We start from the raw sequence: 18,772 nt of genomic DNA on the forward strand, positions 1-18,772 counted from the left end.
GGCCGGGCCACACATCAGCGTCAGCCGTTGGTGGTGCAGGCGTCGCTGCCGGTTTCTCCGGATCCGCACTTGTCGGAGGTGCAGTCATCCGAACCGGTCGCGGGCGCGGGCCCGGCGTCGACGAGCTGGATATTGAGACGGAACTCCGAGGTGTCCATGGTGTCCATCAGAGGGCATCCTTTCTGAGATGGATCTCGGAAACCATTTCCCCTTCCGCGGAGAAGAGGGGTTCGTTTCCGGAAGGGTTGCTATTTCGAGAGCGGCCAGGTGAATACGACGCGGCTGTGTCTCTTGTTCAGCACCAGCCCTTCCGGAAGGTCGGCGTCGGGCGTGTCGATCGGAAAAACGCACAGTGYCGGAGCCGGACGGTCGACCTCATCCCATGCGCGGATCTGGTCGGCCATCCGCTCGGCGGCCCCGGCCGCGCCGGGTCCATGGGCGTAGGCGACGTACTCGAACTCGGTCCCGGCCTCGTCGACCTGGCGCAGCTTCCCCCGGTAAGCCAGGGTCGTACCGTCGACGAACGCCGGGGTGCCCCAGCGCCACGACGGAACGACGAGACCGCTGTCGATCGCCTCCTGCGGAACGATCATCGAGCCGAAGTCAGGTAGGTGGGTGGCCAGCCACAGGTCAAGGTTGGCGGAAAGACGCCCGCCAGGGACGGTCACTCCCGACCGCGCCTCATGACGTTCCTGGGAAAACACGCCGGTGACAGCGCCGCCGTCGATGTCCTGCTGGGGTTCGGTGAGCCACAGGGTCACGCCGTCGCCGAGGGCGACGTTCCAGCTATCGCTGGCGCCGGCGCCCTGCATCGGAACGAATCCACACATCAGGTTGCTGCGGCTGACAAGGTGATTCCCGGAACGCTGGAGCGCCCAGGACCGGGTCATACCCAAGGTGCGAAGCGGGACGACGAGGGTGCCGCCGTCGGCGAGTTGGCTGATCCAAGCCGGAGGAATGTCCCACGCGCCCACGGTGATTATGATCATGTCGTAGGTGCGGCCGGGCTCGATCCCGAACTCGGCGTCGGCGCATACCACCTTGACGTCGGTGTAGCCCGCCGCGTCCAGGCAGGCGCGGGCCCTGTCAGTGACGTCCGGGTCGATGTCGACGGTCGTCACCGACCCGTCCGGCCCGGCGATCTCCCGCAGCAGCGCGGCGTTATACCCACCACTGCCCACCTCAAGAACGTGTCGGCCGCTGGCCTGACCCAGCATCTCCGCGATCAAATACGGCGCGGACACCGAACTGATGCYCACACCGTCCTCGCGGCGCTTGGTGACGATCGCGGTGTCCTCGTATGCCTCCTCCAGAGAGACCCCCGGAGTGAACAACTCCCGCGGAACCGTCCTTAGCGCCCGCTCCACGTCGGCGCGCATCGTGAGACCCTGCCGCACATGCCCTTTGATGATCTTGTCGACGAGGGCGTCGCGGAGCTCCTCGGCCCGGGTGGTGATGTCGACGCTCATAGCGACGTCCTCTCTCGATGCGTGTGGACCGCCACGGTTCGGGCGACCTCCTGACTTTGACGATCTTTCTAGCGTGAGTGGATCGGTATGGAGACCTCCGTGTCGCCCTTGCTCCCGCGCAGGCGAAGCCGGCCGACACAAGAACATGATCATCATGTTTCCCTCGGGCGCCACGCCGCGCGCAACGAACAAGATCGAATTGATGCCGTGCGTGACGCACCACCACGATGGCCGATGCCAGGAGGTGGGTCATTCCCCCCACCACGAACGTTTCCTTCGGCCCTCACAAGGCCGTTGACCTGCGAGAACGCCGCCGCCTGCTCCGCTTTGTCCGGAGCGATGACGCCGATTCGTTCGGCGGGGCCCGCAAGGACGCGATCTCGCTCGTCGCCTGGAGGGCGCCGCGGACAAGCAGCGACCCGCGCTCGGTTCACCCCACGAACGCCGCGGCCGGCGGTATTCCACATCCTGTCCACCATCACCGGCGATGCGGCCGCTTCGATCTACCCGACCCCTCTGTTCTGGCCGTGAGCGGACAGCTACGGTTGCGACAGTTCGGTCGGTGACCGAGAGCCCCGAGGCCGATCGCCATCCAGACTCAGGGAGGAAGCACCGCGGCATGGACAGGAGCAGCCAGCGCGTCGAGCAGGAGGAGTTGCGCGCCCGGATGCGCGCGGTGGGCATGGCGCACGACGAGATCGCCGTCGAGTTCGCCCGCCGCTACCGGCTGCGGCCCCGCGCCGCCCACCGCGTGGCGCACGGYTGGACCCAGCAGCAGGCAGCCGGCCACATCAACGCCGCGGTCGCCCGCCTCGGCTCTGACCCGGATGGCACCGCCTCGATGAGCGCTCCCTGGCTGTCCGAGCTGGAGAACTGGCCGTTCCCGGCCCGCCGACGCCTCACCCCACAGGTCCTCGCCGTGCTCGCCACGATCTACGGCACCGACATCCACACCCTGCTCGACCTCGACGACCGGGAACATCTCACGCCCGCCGACATGCTCCTGATCAACAGCATGCGCCGCTTGTCGGCAGATCCGAGCAGGGCACCCGCGACCTCTGTCACCACACCGCCGCGGGGATCGACCGTGCCCGCCGGAACGGACGAGCCGTCGGCCGTCGCCGAGCGCGACGGCTCGGGCCGTCGGACCGTTCTCACCGCGACGGCCACCACGGTGGTCCTGGCCGCCGACGACGAGGTGGACGAAGTCACCCAACGCATGCAGCTGTTTGCCGCAACGAACGTCGACGATGCCGCGGTCGAGCAGCTGGACCTGAGCATCGAGGTGATCGGCCGCCGCTACGAAACGTCCGACTCCAGGAGTGTCTACCCGACCGCGCTTCGCCAGCGCCGTTACGTCGCCGACCTCATGCGCGGCCACCAGCACCCGCGTCACCGAGCAGACCTGTACGCCGTGGCCGGCAAGCTCTCCGGCCTGCTCGGCTATCTCGCGTTCGACCTGGGCAACGAGCTGCTCGCCCGTGCCTACTGCAACGAGGCGATGAGCCTTGCCCAGGCCGCCGGCCACCGCGGCCTCGCCGCGTGGGTGCGCGGCACAGAAAGCTTCATCGCCTACTACACCGGCCGCTACCAGCAGGCCCTGGACTACGCCCGCGACGGCCAGCGCCACGCCGCCCGCGGCCCAGCGTCCATCCGGCTGGCGGTCAGCGGCGAAGCCCGCGCGCTCGGCAAGCTGGGCGACCGGCGCGGGGTCGACGACGCGGTCGACCGCGCCCTGGCCGCGCACGCGCAGACCGACCAGGTCGACCCGGTCGGCTACTTCCTGTCGTTCGAGCCGTTCGGCGCCGCCCGCCTCGCCGGCAACGCCGCCAGCGCCTACCTCGCGCTGGGCGCCGTCGGCCGCGTCCGCGAGTTCACCGACCAGGTCATCCCCGTCTTCGCCCGCTCGCACTCGGCCGCCAGCCACGCCCTGACGCTGGTCGACGCCGCGATGACCTACCTCGTCGGCCGCGCCGCCGAGCCCGACCGAGCCGGCGCCCTCGTCCGCGAGGCCCTCACCGTCGGGTCCACACTCGACTCGCGGATCGTGGCCCGCCGCGCGCAGGACTTCGTCACCAGCGCCGCACCCTGGTCAAGCACCCCGGAGATCGCCAAGATAGCCGACGCCGTCGCCGCCTGGCGCACGCCGAGCACCTCCACCCGCGCCCCGTTCTAGCCTGGCAGCGTGCCGCACTCCCACGAGGGCCAGGTCGACGCCGACGACTGGGAAGCCTTCCAGCGCACGGAACGGATGGCCGACCACTGGTACTGGCGTCCCGGCCACCGCCCTGGACGCACCTACCTCACGTGGTACGTCGTCTTCGACGACCAGGCCCTCCGCGACCACGTCGCCCACCACCAGAAGGCACTCGCGGACCTGGACTATCTCGACCCGGTGCCCACGGACGGCATCCACATGACCGTGCAAGGGGTCGGCTTCCCCGACGAGGTCGACGTCGACACGACCACCCGCATCGGCGAGCAGGCAGCCGCACGCACGGCCGACATCGAGCCCTTCACGCTGACGGTTGGCCCCGTCGCCGCCTACCCCGGCGGCACGTTCCTGCGCGCCGCGCCGTGGCGTCCGGTCGCCGACGTCCGCGAGTGTCYGCGCGCGGCCATCGCCGCCGAGCTTGGCGCCGACCAGGTCCCCGCCGAACCGGCGCGGTTCAAACCGCACATCAGCGTGACGTACTGCAATGCCCCCCCACCAGCTGCCGAGGTTATCCACCGCCTCACGGAACTCCGCCGGATCCCACCGATCACTGTCCCGGTAACCAGCGTGAGCCTGCTCGAACTACGACGCGAAGGCCACACCTACCGCTGGACCATCCGCCGCACGGTCACGTTCACCGGGCATGCTTCTTCTACGGCCGGCGGGCCGTGCTCGCCGGCCGCGGGGACGGCCAGGTGATCGCGATGCGTGTATGGCGTCGGGTGAGTACGAGGGCGTCGGAGGGCAGCAGTTCGTCAGGGGTGCTCGCGGGGAAGGCGCTGATGCGGGCGCCCAGGCTGGTGCCGTCCCAGGACCTGATGAGGCTGACCAGCTTCTCGACGGTGACGTCGGCGTGGGGCCCGTGCCCGTAGGCACCGAACTCGAACCGCTCGCGCGCCTCGCTGGTGGCGCGGAAGGTCAGGTACGCGAAACTGTCCCCGTCGAGAAGAGTCGGAACTCCCAGCCCCCAGGAGTGCGCGACCAGTCCGCGGTCCACAGCTGCCTTCGTCGCGGCCAGCAGCCCGAAGTCGGGCAGTCTCATGGCCATCCACAGGTAGAGGCCGTCGAACCTGATGTCCTTCCCCACCGCTGTCCCCGACCATGCCTCCCGCTGTGGCATCGCGAGCGCGGCTCGCAGAGCGTCGCCGTCGGCCTGCTGGTCGTCGTCCAGGCGCAGGCGCACATCGTCGCCGTGGAGCGGGATCAGCCGTTCGCGCTGTTCGCCGGCGCCTTGCATGGGCACGAAGCCGCACAGCTCGTAGCCCTGATCCGCCAGCCGGCCGTTGGTCCACTCGAACGCCACCGAGCGGGTCAGCCCCCGCATCCGCAGCGGGACGACGATCCGCCCACCGGCAGCCAGTTGGCCCACCCACGCTGGCGGGATGTCCCACGCCCCGGCCGTGACGATGATCCGGTCGAAGGGGGCGTGCTCCGGCGCGCCGAACTCCCCGTCCGCGCGCAGCAGGGTGACGCTCCCGTATCCCGCGGCCGGCAGGAGCCGGCGGGCCCGATCGAGGACGTCCTGATCGATGTCGATCGAGATGACCGCGCCGCCCTCACCGACCAGTTCGGCGAGCAACGCCGCGTTGTATCCCCCTGTGCCGATCTCCAGGACCCGCATCCCTGGCCGTACCTGGGCCTGCTCCAGCATCATGACCTGGATTCGTGTGGCGGACACCGAACTGATGCTGACCCCGTGCTCGTCCTTCTTCGTCACGTAGTGGTGCTCGGCGGCATATGCCTTCTCCACCGGGACCTCGGGGACGAACAGGTGCCGTGGTACCGCCCGCACCGCCCGTTCCACCTCGGGGGTCACGAGCGCCTTCAGCGCGCGTAGTTCCCGGACGAGTYCCTCACGCAGGCGAGCGACATCCACCGGCCGCACATCTTTATGATCATGACTGGTATCGGTTGCTGGGGCGAGCACCAGGCTTCTCCTCGAACGCAAATAGCGACCCTGGGCAACATCTCGTAAACTCTACGATACTGTTGATCTTTCTGATGTGAGGGTTGGCACGGGGATCTCCATGGCGTCTTTGCTCCCGGGTGGGGCGGGTGGCCGGCGCGGAATCGTCGTGTGCAGCGCGACCGTGTGGGACGGTAGGTGGGTGTGTTGTAACGATGCCTCAGTCGCGGTGACGAATCATTCCCTCCAGCGGGAAGAGTTCGTTCGGGTCCAAATCGGCCGCTGACCTGCGAGAACGGTGGTGGCGGGCCGCTGTTGTCCGGCCCGAACACGTCGATTCGTTCGGCTGATCCCACCCGCATCCGATCTTGATCGTTTGTCGGTGTATCGCGAGCGGATATGGCACGGCCGCCGTGGCCTTGCTCCTACATCCCGGCGGACGATGAGCCGGCGGCGCCCTCACCCTGTCCCGGGTCACCGGCGATACAACGGTTCCGGTCTGTCCGACCCCTCTGTTCTGAAGGTGAGGGGATGGTTACGGTTACGCTGCTCCGGTAGGCCGTCGGGAGACGGTGATTGGGGTTGATCAGTGTCCAGGCCCGGGAAGGGAGCGGCAGCATGGGCAGGCTCAGTCAGCGCGTCGAGCAGGAGGAACTGCGGGATCGGATGCGTGCGGTGGGCATGACCCACAGCGAGATCGTCGTCGAGTTCGCCCGCCGCTACCGGCTACGGCCTCGTGCCGCCCACCGCGTGGCGCACGGCTGGACCCAGGCGCAGGCGGCCAGCCGCATCAACGCCCACACCGCCCACGCCGGCCTTGACCCGGACGGCGCCGCCACCATGACCGCCCCATGGCTGTCCGAACTGGAGAACTGGCCGCTCCCAGCCCGCCGACGCCTCACCCCGCAGATCCTCGCCGTGCTCGCCGCGGTCTACGGCACCGACATCCACACCCTGCTCGATCTCGACGACCGGGAACACCTCGCACCCACCGACATGCTCCTGATCAACGGCATGCGCCAATCCGTACCATCGTCACCCATACCAGCCGGCAGAGGAATCATCCCAGCCAGACTGGGTCTCATAGGAAACGACGACGTGGGCTCACCAGAATCGTCCGCTTCTATAGGGATGGACTCCCGACAGAATGATCGTCACGGAGGATTCCGGCCTGTCACCGAGGGTGTCGCGGCACGGCGGATCGCCGTCGGACACAGCAGGCCGTCCCTGGACACGCCACTGGCAGGATGGCTTGTGGAGAGGATGGTCGTCATGGCAGCTCGTGAGTCCGCCGATTTCGGCCGGGCATCTGGTCGCAGCAACGTGGGCCCGCTGACAGTCGAACAGTTCCACGCGGATCTGACCTGGCTGGCCACACGCTACCCCTATCGTCCCGTCGCGCCGTCGTTCGCCGAGATCGTCGATCTGCGCAACCACGCGTTCAGCCTGCTGGAAGAGCGACAGCGTCCGGACGAGACCCGAGAGCTGTATGTGATCGCGGGCATGTTGTGCGGCATGCTGGCCAACGCCTCCTTCGACCTCGGCTACCTCCATGCCGCGGCGACCCAGGCACGGACAGCCTTCCTGTGCGGGGAGCTGGCCGGGCACAACGGCCTGCGCTGCTGGGTCCGTGGCATGCAAAGCCTGATCGCCTACTGGCAGGGCAGTCTGCCCGAGGCCGTCTCGCTGGCCCGCCACGGCTGGGAATTCGTTCCGGAACACGGCACCGCACGCGTCCGGGCGGCAGCCCTGGAGGCACGCGCCGCGGGCCGGTTGGGCGACGAGGCAACGGTGCGGGACGCGCTGCGGCGTGCCGGCCAGGCCCGCGACGAGATCACCGACGATGACGCGCCCGGCGGGATGCTGGCCTTTCCCGAGCCCAAACAGTTCTTCTACACCGCATCCTCCTACCTGGGACTACACGGCCAGGCCCTGCCCGCGGCCAACTGGGCGACTCGCGCCGAACAGGTCGCCAGAGCCGCGATCGGTCTGTACGAGGCCGCGCCCACCAGCGAACAGCGGCTCGGGGAACTGTCGCTGGCCCGGCTCGACCTGGCCGCCGCCCACCTGGAGCGCTCCGAACTCGACGGCGCGGCGCAGACGATCCGGACCGTCCTGGACGCCACGGCGCACCGGCCCACCGACAGCGTCCTGCGCCGACTTCGCCAGCTCGCCACCGTCGCGGACCGGCCCCGGTATCGGGATCTGCTCCCCGCCCAGCACCTGCGTGAGGAGATCCTGGATACCTGCACGACCGCTACGCAGACCACGAACCGCTTCCACGACACCCGCGCCGACGCCGAATGAGTTGCCCGGCGCGGCCGGTGGTGGCGCTGCTGCACCCCGGGGCGATGGGCGCGGCGGTAGGCCGGCAGGCCACCGGCAGGGCGCGGGTGCGGTGGCTGCCGGAAGGGCGCAGCGCCGCGACCGCGTCCCGCGCCAGCGCCGCCGGGTTGCGGCCCGCACCGGACATGACCGCCCTCGTCCACGACGCGGACGTGGTGATCTCCCTGTGTCCCCCGCAGGTCGCCGACCGGATCGCCGCGGCGGTGCTGGCGGCCGGCTTCCGCCACGGGCTCTTCCTCGACGCGAACGCGCTCACCCCCGAACGGATGGCAGCGATCGGTGACCTGTTCGCGGACACCACGGTCCGGGTCGTCGACGGCGCGATCATCGGCCCGCCGCCCACCGGGCCGGGGACCACCCGGCTCTACCTCGCCGGCACACCCGAGGACACCACCGCCGTGGCGGACCTGTTCACCGGCTCCGACCTGGACGTCCTACCGATCTCCGACCAAATCGGCGCCGCGTCGGCGCTGAAGACCGCGCAGGCGGTGTTCCAGAAGGCCAGCCGCGCCCTCGCCGGACTCGCCCACGCGCTCGCCGAGCACTACGGCGTCGGGGACGTCCTGACCGCGGAGGGGCAGCGCTACCACCGCCCGATCCTCGCCGAACCCGACTATCTTCCCTCCGTCGCCGCTCGTGCGTGGCGGTGGTCACCGGAGATGGCCGAAGCCGCCGCTGCCCTGCGTGCCGCATGCCTGCCGGACACCATGATCCGTGGCGCGGAAGAAATCTTCGATGCCTGGACGACCTACCGCGACTCCCCGCCCGGCGAGGTCGACACGCTCTTCACCCACCTGCGCCGAGAACCCGGACGGTAGACGGGCGGTTCCGGTCTGTCAACGGCCAGAAGATCACGATGTGGGTGTGCCGTTAGCAGCTGCCCCAGCAGATCGCCGCGGTCCGCCTGAAGGTCAACGAGGGCTCGCCATCCTCGTCCTCCCGCGCTGGAAGGTCACGGGTACGAAAAAATCGGTTCGCGGTCGTTGACCCCGGCAGAACCGTGGAAACAGGCGGAAACGCCGATCGCCCGTTTCCGGGACCATCGCTCGTCCTGTCCGACTCGCCGGCTGGGCATAGCCATGAGGATGGGGCGTCCCTCTGCGCACGGGGGTTGTCCTGTGCTCCCGCATGGCGTGTCCACGGTGGTGAACGATTGCTCCTCGGGGAGTGAAGGCGGGCACCGTCCCGAATCGACAGACGTGGTSCAGGACGTTTCTCCAGGTCAAAAGGGGTGGGACGCAACGAACAGCTTCTTCGTGACGGGGGGAATGACTGTCTGACGCCATCGGGGCGATGGTGTAACGGTTCCGTTATGACTACTCTCGGCGAGGATTGCTCGGATGATGAGGACCGCGTGCGCGACGCGCCCTGGCAGCGCCCTTGGCACCAGGCCCAGGCCAGCTGATCGGAGGCCCTACACGGGCGAAGAGTTCGCGGTGGCGGGCCGGCCGTCRCAGGGGGGTTCCTGATGGAGCCCGACGGGTTCGCTCCGGACACCCAGTCACGGCATCCCGCTTCCTCCGGCATTCTCGCCCCACGGCCCACAGCGTCACGCGTTCTTGCTGTCAGGCCACATGCCCACAGCCCGGCGAGCAGGCACGCGCCTCGTGGCCAGGAGAGCCGCTTCGTGCCAGATCCTCCAGCCGAGAAAGCCGTCATGACCGCCGCTCTCGCCCCCGCCACGTTCCCCGAGCCCACGCGTTTCGTCCTCATGTCGCTACAGCACGTCTGGCACTACCCCGCACACGTTCGTTCCGTCGGCACCGCCCGCCAGAACGTCATGGCGCAACTCCAGCGCTGGGGGCTCGACGGGCTAACCGACGTGGCCATCGTGGTGTCGGAACTGGTCACCAACGCGACGCGCGCCGGCCATCGAGCACACCAGCACAACGACAGCCACTCGGTTGCCAGAGTCGCCGTGCGCCTCACCTACAGCCACCACGACGTGATCGTCGAGGTGTGGGACGGGGACACCGGGCAGCCGACCCGCCGGGACGCCGATCCCAACGCCGAGGACGGCCGCGGCCTGCACCTGGTCAGCGCCCTGACCCGAGACACYGGCTACTACTGGGTCCGGGTCCGCACCGCCGACGGCGGCTACCGGACGAACGGCAAGGTCGTCTGGGCAGTCATAGCGCACGACACACCACCGATTTCCGCCGTCGTCACCGATGTGCCGGGATCGGCGGGCCTGCCTCGCCGAAGCCCGCAGGCCGACGGGGATGTGAGCAGCGCCGATCCGATCGTCCACGACCACACGCTGCTCCAACGCGTCATCGACGGCCTGCGCGCGCTCGACGACTGGATGCAACGACCGGCAGCCGACCGCACCGACACCCATACCCGACCGGCCGCACCGACCGAGACTCAGGCGACGCCAGCATGACCGACGACGATCACGACCGTTCCTGCCCGCCGTGGTGCCAGGAGCCCGCCGGCCACCTGCACGTGGAGACGGACGGCCCTGGCGACTACCACACCACCGAGCTCGCCCTGATCGACCTTCCGGAGATCCCCGGGCTGCGTGGGGAGGCAGCAGTCCGGGTGACGATCGAACAGTACGTTACCGCCTCGACAACCCACCCACCGATGATCGTCATCGATGCCGGTGACGGTGGTGAACTCGACGGCTACGGACGCCTCACCCCCGAGGAAGCCCACACGACCGCCGCGGCGCTGCGCCGCGCTGTCACCGTCGTACAGACCTTTGGCAACCAGACAACTGGCCCCAGCGACGGCGACGATGGTCACGGATAGCGCCGCCGACCAGGTCCTCCCGCGATCCGCCCGCCGCCGAGCTGTCTGCCGGCCAGACCATGCGTGTCAGGATCAACGCTGGCCGGCCCCACCGGGCTGATTGCGCGCAGGCAGATCCGACCGGGGACCCGCGGCACCCATCGGGGAGCGGTTGGGCAGCGGAGACGTCTACCGCTTGCCATTTCCGACCGCCTGGGAGCGCTCCGTCGCCGTGGCAGCCACGCGCACACCTTGACAACGGGAAGGCGGACATGACGGCCGATGGCCAGCAGACAGATGCTCCCAGCCGTGAGGGCTCGGCTGGGATGGCACAGCCGGCCGCCTGCCAGGATGAGGCGGGGACGCTGGAGGCGTTCGTCGCCGCTGCGGCACCCTGCCCGTTCGCCTTGGTCGAGGAGCACGGCGACCGGTCGAATGCCCGCATACTCGCCTGGGGACTCCAATTCGACGATCATGTTTGTGTTGTCGGGTGCGACGGTGGGCTACGCGGGTCATTCTCCTCAGCTGACCAGGCACGCTGGCTGTTCGCGCACCTGGGTACGTGTATCCAGATCGTCTGGTACACCCAGTCCGACAAGAATCGTCACCACCAATCCTGGCCGGTGTCGGCAGGATCAGAGCGACCCCTTCATCAGGAGAAAATCGTTGACGGGAAACTGGAAACATGCTGACGGTTATGAGCTCCAATATTAAGGACGGCGCCGGGGACGGTCGCTGGTCTGATATCTCTAAGAACCTGTTTTGAATCTTCTGTCCGGGCGATCCACGCCCAGCCGGCCCCTGGCTTCGTTGTTGGCCGAACCGATACAACTCATCCGGTATCGGCTCGGCCTTCCGCCTTGCCAGGAACCACCTGGACGCGGCTCGCTGTCCGAACCCAAGATTCAAAACAGGTTCTAATAGGACTTTGTTAGGTGACTCCGGGATGTGGAGGTGTTCCTCCTGGTAACGGTTCGTAGGGGYGGTGGCAGGTGCGGCAGGCGCCGGTCCAGACGTTGAGCAGGGTCTGGAGCATGCGGAGGACTCCGTAGAGGGTCAGGCCGGCGCAGGGGCTTTTGGGCTGCGTCTGAGCTGGGTGCACAACGCCTGGGCGACGCAGACGAGGGTGACGTGGCGGTGCCAGCCGAGGAAGGAGCGTCCTTCGTGGTGGTCGAGGCCGAGGCCGTCCTTGAGCTCGCGGTAGTCGTGTTCGATCCGCCAGCGGATCTTCGCGAGGCGTACGAGTTGGCGCAGGGGGATGTCGGCGGGCAGGGTCGACAGCCAGTAGTCGGTGGGTTCGGCCTTGCCGGGGGGCCATTCGGCCAGCAGCCAGCATTCCGGCAGGCTGCGGTCGTCGGCGCGGGTGAGGGCTTTGGCGGTGGGGCGGATCCGCAGGGCCATGAACCGGGAGCGCATCGCCGCGTCGGGGTTGGCTGGGCTTCGGTGGGTGCCGTGTCGCCAGGTCACGGTGCGCAGCGCGCTGCGGCCGGCGGCCAGCGCGAGGGCTTTCAACGTGGACGGCGGGTCGGGGTAGGCCGGGACGGGGCGGCGTCCGTTCCCGGAGTAGGGCGCGGTGACCGGTACGGCGTCGGCGGGGTGGGCGGTGGCGGTGGGGGTCACCCCGAGCACGTAGACCAGGCGCCGGTCGGTGAGAGCCTGACGGAACTCGGCGGCGTCGCCGTAGCCGGCGTCCGCGACGACCGGCCGGGGCGGCACGCCCCAGCCGGCGAGCTCGTCGAACATGTCCAACGCCAGGCGCCACTTCTCCCGGTGCCGGACCTCGGTGGGGATCCCGGCCCGTGTCCGGCGGTCGCGGACTGCCGCGGCCTCGGCCGGATCGCAGGCGGTGTCGTCCCAGGACGCAGGCAGGAACAGCCGCCAGTCCAGCGCCGCCGACGCCCAGTCGGTCACCGCGTGCACGGACACCCCGATCTGGCAGTTGCCGACCTTCCCCAGCGTGCCGGAGTACATCCGGGCCACCCCCGGCGAGGCCGGACCGTCCTTCGGGAACCCGGTGTCATCGACGACCAGCGCCTCCGGGGCCACGAACTCCACCGCCCAGCCCGCCAGCCGCCGGCGGACCTCGCCGTGCTCCCACGTCGAGTTCCGCAGGAACTGCTGCAGGCCCTGATGGTCCACCCCGAGCCGGGCGGCCATCGGCACCAGGCTCTTGCGCTTCCCGTCCAGCATCAGCCCACGCAGGTAGAGCTCGCCCTTGGCCCGTTGGTCCTTGCGTGGCAGGTCCGCCAGCATCCGCGCCGCGAACTCCTCCACGACCGGACGCACCTGTTCCATCTCCTCCGGCGTCACAACAGGCAGCGAACCAGGCGAAGATCCCAACAGCCAAACCAGACGATCAAAAACCTAAGTGGGTGTTCTGTGAGTCTTCGTCGGGTCTCAGCTTGAGCTGATCTCTGGGGTGGGCCGGGGCAGGACGAACAGGCCGGGGTCGGGTTCGGTGAGCACGCCGCGGTCGACGAGGCGTTTCAGTTTGGCGCGCATGCTTTCGATGTGGCGGGGTTCGGTGCCGGTGCCCAGTGCCTGGCAGGCGTCCTTGGCGCRTAGCCCGTTCCCGTCGTGCTCGAACAGGGCGACCACCTCGCGATAGCCTGGCGGCATCTCGACCGGTGTGGCGTTGTCCTCGGCGGACAGGTCCAGCACCGTCTCGCGGGTGATTTCCAGCCGTTCCAGGTCGTGTTCGGCGGCGGCGAGCTGCTCGGTGAGCCCGGCTATCTCGGCCTGGAGCCGTTCCACGGTCCGCGCGGCCCGGACACGCCGGGCCTCGATCCGTTCCAACAGGTCCTTCATCACCGCTCCCGCCTCTCGCACCCGTCGTTTGTTGGTCAGGTCGGCGGGTCGCGCCAGGTCGGGGTGGCCGCGCGGGTCAGCCGGCGGGTCATCACGTCGACCATCGACCAGTGGATCCTCGCGACCGCGCTGGCCGGTCTCGCTTCGTAGTCCCGGGCCAGGCGGCGGTGCAGCATCAACGTGCCGAAGGTCTGCTCGACTCGCCACCGCTTGGGCAGCGGGGTGAACCCCCGCCCCCGAGGCCCGTGGCCGACGACCTCGACGTCGATGCCCAGAGCGGCGCCGTGTTCGGCGACGGTGTTCTTGAACCCGGCGTCCAYCCACGCCGTACGCACCGACGGCGCGGCGAGCGCGACCGCGTCCAACAGGGCGGTGCCGATGAGGTTGTCGTGCACGGACGCGGCGACGACCGTGACGGCGATGAGCAGGCCAAGGGTGTCGGTCGCGATCCCGCGTTTTCGGCCCCGGCTTTTCTTTCCCGGATCCAGCCCCGTGGTGTCGGCCGGGGCGTTGGTGGAGGACCGGACCGTCTGKGAGTCCAGCACGACCGCGCTCGGATCAGCCGGGCGGCGGTGATGCTCCCGGACCTGCCAGCGCAGTAGGTCGTGGATCGTCTCGGTGGTCCCGTCATCCCGCCAGGCGCCGAAGTAGTAGTACACCGCGGACACCGGTGGCAGGTCGTGGGGAAGATAGCGCCACTGGCAGCCGGTCCGGGTCTGGTACAGGACCGCGTTCACGATCTCCCGCATGTCGTAACGACCCGCATGCCCGGACACCGATGGGTGCGCCGCCTTCCACGCGGTGAGGACCGGGCGGATCAGCTCCCACGCTTCGTCCGACAGATCACTCGGGTACGGTTTGCGTTCGCTCACGCCTTCCAGCAGAACGCACCCACCACCAGGCGCAACCCGACCAGCCCCGAAACCGCCACCAGGCACGCAAACCAGACATCAACTCAGACCCAGACCCGGCAAGAGCTCACAGAACACCCACTCAGAAGATCGCGTCTCGCCCGTAGCGCGGGCCGCGATCCTCCGATGACGACGGGTCAGCGTGTCTGCGCGCCCCCTGGCCGCGCGCACCGCCAGCCTCCGCCACCGGCTTCCCGGCAGCCCCGTGTGCCCGAGTCCCTGCGAGACCTGGCCTTCACAACCCTTCAGGCCGTCTTCGGTGACCCCCTCGCCAAGCCGGCCGAGGGTACACAGTGCCCCCGCGATCCTGCTCTTGCTTGACAGCCGATTCCGGCATTGGCGAGACGCCGGAGCCGTGACGGCGAGCGTCTATTCCGAGCTGCCCKGGCCAGGTTCTGCCATGGTCGAGTCGCCCGGCCTGAGCATGGCCGGCAGCACTCCCGCCCTACAGCGAGAACTGGCCCTCCTGCCGGAGCACTTCCAGCACCTCGTCCGCCAGCGCCGCCACCGGTAACTTGCCGTCGAGGATGACCGTGTCACTGGGCAGGGTGTCCTCGGCGGCGGCACACCGATCGACCTGGGCGAGGCGCCATCGCCGGACCTCGGCATCCCGCTGCGGGTCGCCGGGGTGGATGACCTGCCCGGTGATCCGCTCCCGCAGCCGTGCGGGCGGCACCTTGAGGAAGAAGTGCCGCACCGCGATCCCGTATGCGGCCAGCCCGCCGAAGATCTCCCGCGCGTATCCCGGATCGACCACGGTCATCGGCGCGAGGACGAGCCCGTCGTGCTGCTAAACCAGCACCCGCCCGGTCTCCACGACCAGAAGCCTCCACGCGGGCAGGTCCTGGAAGTCACCCGACGGGGCCGGGGGGAGCATGTCGCGCAGCATGAACCCGACCTCCTCCGGGTCGAACACCACCGCGTCCGGGCACCGCCGTCTCAGCTCCTCGGTGAACGTCGTCTTACCCGCCCCGAACGATCCGTTGATCCAGCAGATCATGCGTGCTCCCTGCACCCGATGAAGAGCCTGGGGAGAGACCATAGGTGACCATAGCGTGACCGCAGCGACCTAACCGTCGCAATGCCAGGAGACTGGCCCAGCGAATCAGACAGCGCGGCGACGCTGGCTGTCCCCGCTGCTCAGCGCAGAAAGACTGCCGCCGATCGCTACCGCCTGCCCCGCCTGCGCGTTTCGCTGCTCCCGATCGTGAAGGCCGGCCTCCCAGCGACTGCCGCGCCTCCAGTCACGCGATGCCGCCCTGCGAAGCGGACCGGCGACCGCTACCGGGGACGACGACGCCCGAGAACGGTCAACCTCGTCATCGCGCTGACGAACGCGACGAGGAGCAGCAGACTCCCGCCGAGAGCCGCCTGCATCCCCAGACGGGCCCGCAAGTCCAGTGCACCGGCGGCGCTCGATCTCCCGGCAAGAATCACCAAGACGACTTCGAGGATGACAACGAGTACCACCATGCCCATCAGCGCGCTGGGGTCCCGGAGCCGACGCTGGAGCTGGCGCGCTGCGGCCCTGTCCTGGTCTGCTGCGGCCTGCTGGGCAGCGTCTTCCCGGCCATGGCGCCGCAGGTAGCAGATGAAGTCATGTTCTTGCAGGTAGCGCGGCCTGGCGGCGGAGTCCCATTCGCCCGCGGCGGACAGGAGCCGCAGCGCGGTCCCGATCGTATCGAGTGCCTCCGAGAGCAGGCCGCACATCCGCTGCCCCTGCGCCAGGCAGTACCGGATTTTATGATCATCGGGATAGATGCTGGCCGCCTCGGCAGCATGGCGGCGCAGCAATTCCCCCCGCCCCTCGAACGGCGGTGCCACACGCAGCCCGTCCAGGCAGACGTCCACGACCTGCCGTGATCGCAGGGCAGCGTCCCACGCCTGGGTGAACAGACCGGTGGCGTACTCGACGGTCCGCCGACGGCTGCCGAACGCGGCGAACGCACGGAACGCCGCGAGCAGAGGACCGTGTGCCTGGTCCCGGCCGGTGGCGATCAGCGGCGAGGATTCCAGGAAGAGGTCCAGCTCATCGAACCAGTAGTTCGCCCGCAACTTGGCGGCGTGGTAAAGCACGACAAAGCTGCGGACGTCGGCGGGCTCGTCGGCGAGCCTGCCCGTGGCCGCGGCGACGTCGTAGCGCGAGTCGACTGTGTCCCTGGTCGCCTCCGCGAACCCGAGCGACCACACCTCGACGATCACGTCCCGCTGCTGGGCTGTCAGGTCGTTGGTATGTGCGGCCAGCCAGCGGGCGCACTGGGCCGCGACCTGCATAGTCGGCTCAGTGAGCAGGCGGCGCCCCCAGTAGAGCCGCGAGCAGGTTAGCCACGGGTCGGCGATCGCGTCAGCGGCGCGGACCTGGAACGGCGGCTCGACGCCGRCCGCGGCCAAGGCCGCCGCAGTGGCGTCGCAGACGCGACGCAGATCCCGCGGGTCGGTCGGATCGACCTGGCCGAGCCTCGTGAGGATGGCGGCGATGTCGGTGTCCACGGGCCCCCTCGCATCACGGTGATGGCACCGATATATCACACGGTCGACAGTTTTCGACACAAAGAGCAACATTACGACCGATCTGCCGTCGGGCCGGTACCCCTACCCGGCCACTCGATGATCTATCCAGATCGCGACTCCCGCATCGTCTTACTGCGGACCCGAGACGGTGAAGTTCCGCGATGATCCGCGCCGGTCGTCGGCCCGTAGTCCGCGGCCACGATCCCGCGTCCACCGAGATCAGATGCTCTCGTGGTGAGCGTGGCGTGGTCCTAAGCCGCCGCAGCGTAGGGCGGTCTTTAGCCGGATGCTGACTGTGTCGCAAGGGTCTTGGCGTGATTGTCAGACCTGTACGGCAGACTATCGCCCGTGGGGATCACGATTCGCGAGTTGCCGGGGGATCCTCGTGCCGCGTCGCTGGACGAGCGGGACAAAGGTGACAAGTTCGAGCTGCTGATCAAGGTGTACCTGGAGGCCGACCCGGGGTGGACCGAGAGGTTCTCCGAGGTCTGGCAGTGGACGGCCTGGCCTGGCCGGGCCGGGGTGACCGACGTCGGGATCGACCTGGTCGCCGCGAGCCGTGGCCAGAGCGGCTTCACCGTCTGCTCGCCGACGACGAGGTGCTGGTCCTCGCCGTCGTCGACAGCGGTACGTCGCCGAGAACTTCCAGCAGGCCATGCCTCGAGTCGGGTGAGATCAGAATCGACGAGCCCGCCAGACTGCTCGGTTGCTGGAACGGACTGGTCAGGAACTTCGGCCGCCGAACACGGCGGCGCCGGTGGCCCATGGCCCGGGCGTCCGGCACTCCGTCTTCGCGTGAGATTCCCTCAAGGAGCCCTGTGAGCACCCTCGGTAGTTTCATCTGGTCGATCGCCGACCAGCTTCGGGGTCCCTACCGCCCCAACCAGTACGGCAACGTGATCCTCCCGCTCACGATCCTGCGCCGGYTCGACTGCATCCTCGAACCCGACCGGGAGACKGTCCGCGAGCTCGCGCGGMMGTTCGACAAYCCGAACCGGCTGAAGATCGAGGTGAAGAAGGCGACCGGCAGRCCGTTCTACAACACCTCCMACTACGGATTCAGCAACCTCCTGGCCGACGCCGACGGGCTGGYGGACAACCTGGCCGACTACATCGACCGGTTCTCGGCKGACGTGGACGTGTTCGAGTACTTCGACTTCAAGAAAGAGATCCTCGCTCTGGAGAAGGCCGGGCTCCTRCGCGAGATCGTCACCTCGTTCAAGGCAATCGACCTGCACCCCGATGTGGTGTCGAAYGCCGACATGGGCGATGCGTTCGAGTACATCATCCGTAAGTTCAACGAGGCCGCGAACGAGACCTCCGGCGACCACTACACCCCGCGCGACGCGATCCGCCTGCTGGTCGACCTGCTCTTCGCGGAGAAGGACGTCGACCTGACCGAGGCCGGCATCGTCCGCACCCTCTACGACCCGACCGCGGGCACCGGCGGCATGCTCGCCCTGGCCGAGGARCACCTGCTCGCGSAGAACCCGGACGCGAASCTGAGCCTGTACGGCCAGGAGTACAACCCGCAGTCGTACGYGATCTGCAAGTCGGACCTGCTCGCCAAGGGCCACGACGCGACCAACATCGCCTTCGGCAACACGCTCACCGACGACGCCTTCAAGGGCAAGAAGTTCGACTTCTGCATGTCCAACCCGCCGTACGGCGTCGACTGGAAGCAGTACGCCAAGAAGGTCACCAAGGAGCGCGACGAGGCCGGCCCGTACGGCCGGTTCGCCCCCGGCCTGCCGGCGACCTCGGACGGGCAGATGCTCTTCCTGCTTCACCTGGCCCACAAGATGCGGGCACCCGCGGACGGCGGCGGCCGGGTCGGGATCGTCATGAACGGCTCGCCGCTGTTCAACGG

The 18,772-nt window shown here is 68.7% G+C and carries 17 protein-coding genes; 8 read left to right on the forward strand and 9 right to left on the reverse strand.

What is annotated here, in order from left to right:
• Window positions 1-20 precede the first annotated feature (20 nt).
• Together BL254_RS26315 and fxlM (BL254_RS18205) are read right to left on the reverse strand one after the other, a co-directional pair.
• Complete coding sequence (locus BL254_RS26315; protein WP_235433673.1) at window positions 21-167, reverse strand: FxLD family lantipeptide; 147 nt, start codon at window positions 165-167, stop codon at window positions 21-23.
• 81 nt (window positions 168-248) lie between these two features.
• Entirely contained in the window at window positions 249-1,469 is a 1,221-nt protein-coding gene (fxlM, locus tag BL254_RS18205) for a methyltransferase, FxLD system (protein WP_076844204.1), read from the reverse strand.
• Between the two features lie 619 nt (window positions 1,470-2,088).
• Here fxlM (BL254_RS18205) and BL254_RS18215 point away from each other — a divergent pair.
• Both BL254_RS18215 and BL254_RS18220 read left to right on the forward strand, forming a co-directional pair.
• Window positions 2,089-3,645 (forward strand): helix-turn-helix domain-containing protein, encoded by a 1,557-nt coding sequence (locus BL254_RS18215; protein ID WP_139342386.1) that lies wholly within the window; start codon window positions 2,089-2,091, stop codon window positions 3,643-3,645.
• Between the two features lie 9 nt (window positions 3,646-3,654).
• Entirely contained in the window at window positions 3,655-4,383 is a 729-nt protein-coding gene (locus BL254_RS18220; RefSeq protein WP_076844206.1) for a 2'-5' RNA ligase family protein, read from the forward strand.
• On the opposite strand, the gene fxlM (BL254_RS18225) is transcribed toward BL254_RS18220, so the two are convergent.
• Entirely contained in the window at window positions 4,337-5,569 is a 1,233-nt protein-coding gene (fxlM, locus tag BL254_RS18225) for a methyltransferase, FxLD system (protein WP_076844208.1), read from the reverse strand. The genes BL254_RS18220 and fxlM (BL254_RS18225) overlap by 47 nt on opposite strands.
• A 639-nt stretch (window positions 5,570-6,208) precedes the next feature.
• On the opposite strand from fxlM (BL254_RS18225), the gene BL254_RS28590 reads away from it, so the two are divergent.
• The 4 genes from BL254_RS28590 to BL254_RS18245 all read left to right on the forward strand — a co-directional run bounded on the left by BL254_RS28590 (window position 6,209) and on the right by BL254_RS18245 (window position 10,693).
• Window positions 6,209-7,897, forward strand: coding sequence for a helix-turn-helix transcriptional regulator (locus tag BL254_RS28590; protein WP_076844210.1), 1,689 nt, complete (start codon window positions 6,209-6,211; stop codon window positions 7,895-7,897).
• A complete protein-coding gene (locus BL254_RS18235) occupies window positions 7,894-8,754 on the forward strand; it encodes a DUF1932 domain-containing protein (protein ID WP_047224068.1) in 861 nt (286 codons plus the stop codon). The genes BL254_RS28590 and BL254_RS18235 overlap by 4 nt, the downstream gene beginning before the upstream one ends.
• A gap of 809 nt (window positions 8,755-9,563) precedes the next feature.
• On the forward strand, window positions 9,564-10,322 hold the full coding sequence (locus BL254_RS18240) for an ATP-binding protein (RefSeq protein WP_254858270.1): 759 nt from the start codon (window positions 9,564-9,566) through the stop codon (window positions 10,320-10,322).
• Window positions 10,319-10,693: a DUF6907 domain-containing protein gene (locus BL254_RS18245; protein ID WP_047224069.1), complete on the forward strand. Its 375-nt coding sequence runs from the start codon at window positions 10,319-10,321 to the stop codon at window positions 10,691-10,693. The genes BL254_RS18240 and BL254_RS18245 overlap by 4 nt, the downstream gene beginning before the upstream one ends.
• A gap of 1,035 nt (window positions 10,694-11,728) precedes the next feature.
• Here BL254_RS18245 and BL254_RS18250 read toward each other — a convergent pair.
• From BL254_RS18250 to BL254_RS18270, 6 genes are all read right to left on the reverse strand, one after another.
• Window positions 11,729-12,982, reverse strand: a complete 1,254-nt coding sequence (locus BL254_RS18250) for an IS701 family transposase (RefSeq protein WP_371390875.1) — start codon at window positions 12,980-12,982, stop codon at window positions 11,729-11,731.
• 87 nt (window positions 12,983-13,069) lie between these two features.
• On the reverse strand, window positions 13,070-13,480 hold the full coding sequence (locus BL254_RS18255) for a hypothetical protein (protein ID WP_076844214.1): 411 nt from the start codon (window positions 13,478-13,480) through the stop codon (window positions 13,070-13,072).
• A 35-nt stretch (window positions 13,481-13,515) separates the two neighbouring features.
• Window positions 13,516-14,352, reverse strand: coding sequence for an IS5 family transposase (locus BL254_RS18260; RefSeq protein WP_076844217.1), 837 nt, complete (start codon window positions 14,350-14,352; stop codon window positions 13,516-13,518).
• 484 nt (window positions 14,353-14,836) lie between these two features.
• Window positions 14,837-15,154, reverse strand: a complete 318-nt coding sequence (locus BL254_RS27845; protein WP_200902480.1) for a hypothetical protein — start codon at window positions 15,152-15,154, stop codon at window positions 14,837-14,839.
• Between the two features lie 27 nt (window positions 15,155-15,181).
• A complete protein-coding gene (locus tag BL254_RS27850; protein ID WP_200902481.1) occupies window positions 15,182-15,391 on the reverse strand; it encodes a hypothetical protein in 210 nt (69 codons plus the stop codon).
• Between the two features lie 281 nt (window positions 15,392-15,672).
• The gene (locus BL254_RS18270) at window positions 15,673-16,881 is read right to left on the reverse strand and encodes a hypothetical protein (RefSeq protein WP_076844219.1); all 1,209 of its coding nucleotides are present in this window, start codon (window positions 16,879-16,881) and stop codon (window positions 15,673-15,675) included.
• Window positions 16,882-17,343: 462 nt separating this feature from the next.
• On the opposite strand from BL254_RS18270, the gene BL254_RS29580 reads away from it, so the two are divergent.
• On the forward strand, window positions 17,344-17,724 hold the full coding sequence (locus BL254_RS29580; protein ID WP_371390880.1) for a hypothetical protein: 381 nt from the start codon (window positions 17,344-17,346) through the stop codon (window positions 17,722-17,724).
• Window positions 17,721-18,772, forward strand: a 1,052-nt coding sequence (locus tag BL254_RS18280; protein WP_139342387.1) for a class I SAM-dependent DNA methyltransferase, incomplete at its 3' end; no start/stop codon positions are given. The genes BL254_RS29580 and BL254_RS18280, both read left to right, overlap by 4 nt.

The sequence above is a fragment of the Protofrankia sp. BMG5.30 genome (genome assembly GCF_001983005.1).
Classification (GTDB): Bacteria; Actinomycetota; Actinomycetes; order Frankiales; family Frankiaceae; genus Protofrankia; species Protofrankia coriariae.

Excerpts from the sequence above, each read along its gene's own strand:
- BL254_RS27850 (WP_200902481.1), bottom strand. The coding sequence starts at position 15,391 with ATGATCTGCTGGATCAACGGATCGTTCGGGGCGGGTAAGACGACGTTC.
- BL254_RS26315 (WP_235433673.1), bottom strand. The coding sequence starts at position 167 with ATGGACACCATGGACACCTCGGAGTTCCGTCTCAATATCCAGCTCGTC.
- BL254_RS27845 (WP_200902480.1), bottom strand. The coding sequence starts at position 15,154 with ATGACCGTGGTCGATCCGGGATACGCGCGGGAGATCTTCGGCGGGCTG.
- BL254_RS18235 (WP_047224068.1), top strand. The coding sequence starts at position 7,894 with ATGAGTTGCCCGGCGCGGCCGGTGGTGGCGCTGCTGCACCCCGGGGCG.
- BL254_RS18245 (WP_047224069.1), top strand. The coding sequence starts at position 10,319 with ATGACCGACGACGATCACGACCGTTCCTGCCCGCCGTGGTGCCAGGAG.
- BL254_RS28590 (WP_076844210.1), top strand. The coding sequence starts at position 6,209 with ATGGGCAGGCTCAGTCAGCGCGTCGAGCAGGAGGAACTGCGGGATCGG.